This is a genomic window from Nonomuraea sp. NPDC049784 (assembly GCF_040659615.1).
GTDB lineage: Bacteria > Actinomycetota > Actinomycetes > Streptosporangiales > Streptosporangiaceae > Nonomuraea.
Map to the genome: position 1 here is coordinate 1 of NZ_JBFAMX010000721.1, position 4,673 is coordinate 4,673.

Below are 4,673 nucleotides of genomic sequence, written 5' to 3' on the forward strand. Positions count from 1 at the left end.
ATCACCGCCAGGGCACGCCCCGACCGCGACGCCCCGAAGGTACCGGGCGCCCGCCACGCCAGGAACGTCCACCCGTGGAAGGCGAACAGCAGCGTCACGACCGCTCCCAGCATCACCCCCACCGGATGCACGGCCGAGGCCTGGAACCCCGTGGCCGCCGCGTAGATCGCCATGCCCCACCCGAACGACAGCCCGAGAGACCCGAACGCGATCATCGCGTCCCAGAACCCGCGCCACCTGACCCCGTCCAGCCGGCGCCTGAACCACAGCCCCGCGTCCCGTATCACCCAGCTCAGCAGCATGGCCACCACCAGCGGGTACAGCTCGAACAGCACCTCACCCTCGAGCAGCGGATAGACCCCGAAAAGCGCACCAGCGACCGCCACCAGCCACACCTCGTTGGCCAGCACGTACGGCGCGATCGCGGCCACCATGCGGTCGCGGCCCTCGCGCGTCCTGCCCAGCAGCGGCAGCAGCAGCCCCACCCCCAGGTTGAACCCCTCAAGGGCGAAATATCCGGCCAGCAGGACCGCGAAGAGGACGAACCAGATCACTTCCATGTCAGCACTCCTCAGTAGCTCAGAGCGGGGGAGCGGGAGTCGCCGGCGGGAACGGCGCCCAGCGCGAGGTCGCGCGGCCCGCGCCGGACGATCCTGGCGATGAGCACGTAGTCGACGACCGCCAGCAGCCCCAGCACACCGGCGAACCCCACGAGCGAGCCCGTGATCATGCCCGAGGTCAGCCCGGGAGACATGGCGTCGGCCACGGTGAGCTTCTCCCAGATCATCCACGGCTGACGCCCCACCTCCCGCGCCAGCCACCCCAAGATCGCCAGGATGAACGGCAGCGGCGTCATCGCCATGAGCAGCGGGTGCGTCCACCGCCACCGATGCAGCACGCCGATCATCGGCAGCATCACGAACAGTACGACCAGCGCGAGCAGCTGCCCGATCTCGATCATGAACCCGAGCGGGACCGCCGCACCCGTGTTGCCGCTGAACTTCCCCTCCTGGACCCCGGCGAACTGCGCGTACCCGAACCCGATCGTGAGGAAGATCCCGAGGGCCGCGGCGAGTACGCCGGTCCGCAGCGACTTGGTGAAGAACTCCACGTGCTCGGTACGGCGCCGCAGCTGGTACGCGCTCGCGCCCACCAGCACCATGGCCCCCGTGAACAGGCCTGCCCCGAGGACGTGCGGGAAGGAGAAGATCAGCGCCTTGTTCGTGAGCAGGGCGCCGAAGTCCACCAGCTCCAGGCGGTCGCCGCGGGCGACGGAGCCGACCGGGTTCTGCAGGAACGAGTTGGCGACCATGATGAAGAACGCGCTTACGTACGCCGTCAGCGTCACGAGCCAGATGCACGCCAGGTGTAGCCACCTGGGCAGCCGTCCCCAGCCGAAGATCCACAGGCCCAGGAAGGTGGACTCCAGGAAGAAGGCCACCAGCGTCTCCATGGCCAGCGGCGCGCCGAACACGTCGCCCGCGTAGTGGGACAGGCCGCTCCACGACAGGCCGAACTGGAACTCCATCACCAGCCCGGTCACGATGCCCAGCGCGTAGTTGACGACGTAGACCTGCCCCCAGAAGCGGGTCATCGCCTCGTGCAGCGGTTTGCGGGAGATCGCCCAGCGCGTGTTCATGAGCGCCACGAGCGGCGCCAGGCCCAGCGTGAGCACGACGAACAGGAAGTGCAGGCTGCCTGTCACCGCGAACTGTGTACGTGCCAGTTCGAGTACATCCATCACGACTCCGTGGGTTGTTATGCCTATCTACATATAGACAGCCTACATGTAGACTGTCTACATGAGCGCACACCTCCGTACCTCGGGGAGGGCCGGGCGGGCCCCGGCCACGGTCGGCGGAGTCGTGCCGTCGCGGTGGAGTGGCGTTCTTGGGGAGTGCGCTCGATGGGCGGAGCGCGACGCCTCCGGGACGCGGGTTCTAGGATCGAAGTCATGAATCCGGACGCGCTGCGCGGGCACATGGACGCACTCCTGCTCTCCGTGCTGGAGCGTGAGCCGCTGCACGGCTACGCCATCATCGAGGCGCTGCTGGAACGCAGTGGGGGCGCGCTGAGCGTGCCCACCGGCACCGTCTATCCGGCCCTGCGCAGGCTGGAGCGCATCGGCTACCTGTCCAGCGAGTGGGCGACGGTGGGCGGGCGCAAGCGCCGCACCTACCGGCTGACCGACTCGGGCAGGAAGCAGCTCGAAGGGGAGCGCTCGGCATGGCAGGAGTTCGCCGCCGTGATCGGCGGCGTGCTGCGCGCCGAAGCCGCCGAGGTCAGCGCCGTGCGAGCCGCGAACGGCTGACGCGCAGGCAGCGCGTGGCGCCGTAGATCTGCAGGCCCCAGAAGGCGGACGTCACCACGTTGGCGAGCAGGGAGGGCAGGACGTCCAGTTGGCTCGCCCCCTTCGCGCCCAAGGTCAGCGCCACGCTCAGCGCCCAGGTGACCGGCAGCATGGCCCAGACGAGCACGCCCAGAGACCTGGTCACCAGCCGCGGCCGGTGGATCCAACGGGCGCCCCGGCTCAGGGCGAACAGCGCGAGCCCGCCGTAAAGCCCGACGCAGAGCTGGAGCACGTCGAGCAGCCGCGAGACCGGCCTATACCAGACGGGCGCGTGTCGCCAGACCGCCTCATTGCCGGGATAGATACGCCAGATCACCGACCACATCAGGGCGGTGAGCGGCACGCTGATGAAGAGCAGGAAGCCCAGACGGCGCCCCGCCGCGGCGGTCAGCTCGGCCTGGTAGTCGGGGGCGACCTCGGCGAGCTCCCCGAACTCCGCCACCGCGACCCGCTCGGCCTCCGCCCGGTCCAGCCCCTCCGCTTCCAGCGCTTCGGCGGTGTCGGTCAGGCTGTCGCGCGCCTCGACGACCAGATCGTGCTTCGGCCCGTGAGGGCCGGCCAGGGCGCGGTCGAGCTCTGCCACGTAGTCGTCGATACGCATGAGACCAAGTCTACGGAGAGCGATCTCGGGGTCCCATAGGGGAAATCCCCGATATCTTCGGCGGACGGGTTGATGTGTAGGAAAAATCCTACGTATAGTGTCCGACATGCCGATATCCCAGATCCTCACCGTCACCGTACCCGTCGCCGACCAGGAGCGGGCGCTGGCCTTCTACGCCGGCGTGCTCGGCTTCGAGGTGCGCACCGACAATCCCTTCCCGATGGGCCGCTGGCTCACCGTCGCCCCCAAGGGCGCCGAGACCACGTTGCTGCTGGCCTCCTGGTTCCCCGGCATGGCGCCGATCGGCGGCCTGGTGGTGGCCGCGCCCGACCTCGACGCGCTGGCCGAGCGCCTGCGCGAGCACGACATCGCCTTCGAAGGGCCGAGCGACGAGCCGTGGGGACGGCAGCTGCTGTTTCACGATCCGTTCGGCAACGGGTTCGTGGTCAGCCAGGTATGACCGCCGACCACGTGTTCGCCGCGCTGGCCAGCCCGGCCCGGCGGGAGCTGCTGCGCCTGCTGCTCGACGAGGGCGCCCAGCCCGCGGGCCGGCTGGCCGAGCGGTTCGACATGAGCAGGCCCAGCGTGTCGGAGCATCTCAAGGTGCTCAGGGACGCGGGGCTGGTCGCCGAGACCCGCAAAGGGCGGGAACGGCACTACCGGCTGGAGGCGACGCCGCTCATGGAGATCCGCGACTGGCTCACCCCGTACGAACGGTTCTGGCGGGAGAAGCTCGCCAACCTCACGACCCTGCTCGACGAGATGGAAGAGGACGACCATGCCCCACGACAAGACGGCTGAAGACCTGCGCGCGATCAGGATCGACCAGTTCATCGCGCACCCGCCCGCCAAGGTGTGGCGGGCGCTCACCGAGCCCGAGCTGGTCGCCCGCTGGCTCATGCCCAACGACTTCAAGCCCGAGGTGGGACACCGGTTCACGTTCACCACGACGCCCAGGCCCAACGTGGACTTCGACGGGGTCGTCTACTGCGAGGTGCTGGAGCTGGAGCCGGAGAAGCTGCTGAAGATCAGCTGGAGCGACCGCAAGCGGGCCGACTGGACGGTCACCTGGCGGCTGGAGCCCGAGGGCAAAGGCACCAGGCTGTTCCTCGACCACGAGGGCTTCGACCCCGACGACGAGATGCAGCAGTTCTCCCGCCGGATCATGGACGGCGGCTGGCGCTCGCAGCACTTCGGCGCCATCGCCGCCATCGTGGACGAGCTCTAGGGGTGCGCCGCGGGGTGGGGCGGCTCGGCCTGCCGTTCGGCGTGTGAGGCCGACCCCCACAGCACGGCGGCCGCGGTGACCGCCAGCAGCGCCGCGAACCAGCCCGCCGCCCGCCCCATCCGCAGGCCGTACCCGCACATGAGCCAGGAGACGGACAGCCACCAGCGGTGACCGGCCTGGCGGCGCATCTCCATGGCCGCGAACGCGAAGTCGGTCGAGGTGGCCCGGTCGCTGGGCCGCAGTCCGGCGTAGAGCGCCGCCAGCCCGTCGGGCGTGGCACCGGGGTCCCCCTGCGTAGCCCAGCCGCGCATGGTGTGCTCGTCGGCCAGCGCCCGGCGGCGGGAGAACCAGCGCAGCATCGGCCAGCGCAGGCTCACCCGCACCCCGCGCGGCGTGAGCGCGAACGTGCAGTCCTTGACCCGCACCCCCGAGGGATGGGCCAGGCCCGCGAACTTGCAAGCCGACAGGTCCAGCCCGAACAGCGCAAGGCTGCC

At 69.8% G+C, this 4,673-nt stretch carries 8 protein-coding genes; 4 read left to right on the forward strand and 4 right to left on the reverse strand.

The genetic code is table 11. The features are described 5' to 3' along the window. Both AB0J09_RS56770 and AB0J09_RS56775 read right to left on the reverse strand, forming a co-directional pair. On the reverse strand, positions 1-560 hold a 560-nt coding region (locus AB0J09_RS56770; protein ID WP_360711037.1), incomplete at its 3' end, for a cytochrome d ubiquinol oxidase subunit II. Between the two features lie 11 nt (positions 561-571). Further along, entirely contained in the window at positions 572-1,741 is a 1,170-nt protein-coding gene (locus AB0J09_RS56775) for a cytochrome ubiquinol oxidase subunit I (protein WP_360711040.1), read from the reverse strand. Positions 1,742-1,954: 213 nt separating this feature from the next. Here AB0J09_RS56775 and AB0J09_RS56780 point away from each other — a divergent pair, with 213 nt between their 5' ends. Next, positions 1,955-2,311, forward strand: coding sequence for a helix-turn-helix transcriptional regulator (locus tag AB0J09_RS56780; RefSeq protein ID WP_360711043.1), 357 nt, complete (start codon positions 1,955-1,957; stop codon positions 2,309-2,311). Here the strand turns inward: AB0J09_RS56780 and AB0J09_RS56785 are convergent. Then, positions 2,283-2,951 carry a permease prefix domain 1-containing protein gene (locus AB0J09_RS56785; RefSeq protein WP_360711046.1) on the reverse strand — a complete coding sequence of 223 codons (669 nt, stop codon included), beginning with the start codon at positions 2,949-2,951 and terminating at the stop codon, positions 2,283-2,285. The two genes, AB0J09_RS56780 and AB0J09_RS56785, sit on opposite strands and share 29 nt — an antisense overlap. 106 nt (positions 2,952-3,057) lie before the next feature. On the opposite strand from AB0J09_RS56785, the gene AB0J09_RS56790 reads away from it, so the two are divergent. From AB0J09_RS56790 to AB0J09_RS56800, 3 genes are read left to right on the forward strand one after another with little or no spacing between them, the layout of a single operon-like run. Beyond that, entirely contained in the window at positions 3,058-3,411 is a 354-nt protein-coding gene (locus tag AB0J09_RS56790; protein ID WP_360711049.1) for a VOC family protein, read from the forward strand. Continuing rightward, on the forward strand, positions 3,408-3,752 hold the full coding sequence (locus AB0J09_RS56795) for a metalloregulator ArsR/SmtB family transcription factor (RefSeq protein WP_360711052.1): 345 nt from the start codon (positions 3,408-3,410) through the stop codon (positions 3,750-3,752). Before AB0J09_RS56790 ends, AB0J09_RS56795 begins: the two co-directional genes overlap by 4 nt. Continuing rightward, on the forward strand, positions 3,730-4,179 hold the full coding sequence (locus AB0J09_RS56800; protein ID WP_360711055.1) for an SRPBCC domain-containing protein: 450 nt from the start codon (positions 3,730-3,732) through the stop codon (positions 4,177-4,179). Before AB0J09_RS56795 ends, AB0J09_RS56800 begins: the two co-directional genes overlap by 23 nt. On the opposite strand, the gene AB0J09_RS56805 is transcribed toward AB0J09_RS56800, so the two are convergent. Further along, positions 4,176-4,673 (reverse strand): hypothetical protein (locus AB0J09_RS56805; RefSeq protein WP_360711058.1); only part of this gene is annotated, 498 nt, incomplete at its 5' end. The two genes, AB0J09_RS56800 and AB0J09_RS56805, sit on opposite strands and share 4 nt — an antisense overlap.

Coding starts and splice junctions, on each gene's coding strand:
- AB0J09_RS56775 (WP_360711040.1), bottom strand. CDS start 1,741: ATGGATGTACTCGAACTGGCACGTACACAGTTCGCGGTGACAGGCAGC.
- AB0J09_RS56780 (WP_360711043.1), top strand. CDS start 1,955: ATGAATCCGGACGCGCTGCGCGGGCACATGGACGCACTCCTGCTCTCC.
- AB0J09_RS56785 (WP_360711046.1), bottom strand. CDS start 2,951: ATGCGTATCGACGACTACGTGGCAGAGCTCGACCGCGCCCTGGCCGGC.
- AB0J09_RS56790 (WP_360711049.1), top strand. CDS start 3,058: ATGCCGATATCCCAGATCCTCACCGTCACCGTACCCGTCGCCGACCAG.
- AB0J09_RS56795 (WP_360711052.1), top strand. CDS start 3,408: ATGACCGCCGACCACGTGTTCGCCGCGCTGGCCAGCCCGGCCCGGCGG.
- AB0J09_RS56800 (WP_360711055.1), top strand. CDS start 3,730: ATGCCCCACGACAAGACGGCTGAAGACCTGCGCGCGATCAGGATCGAC.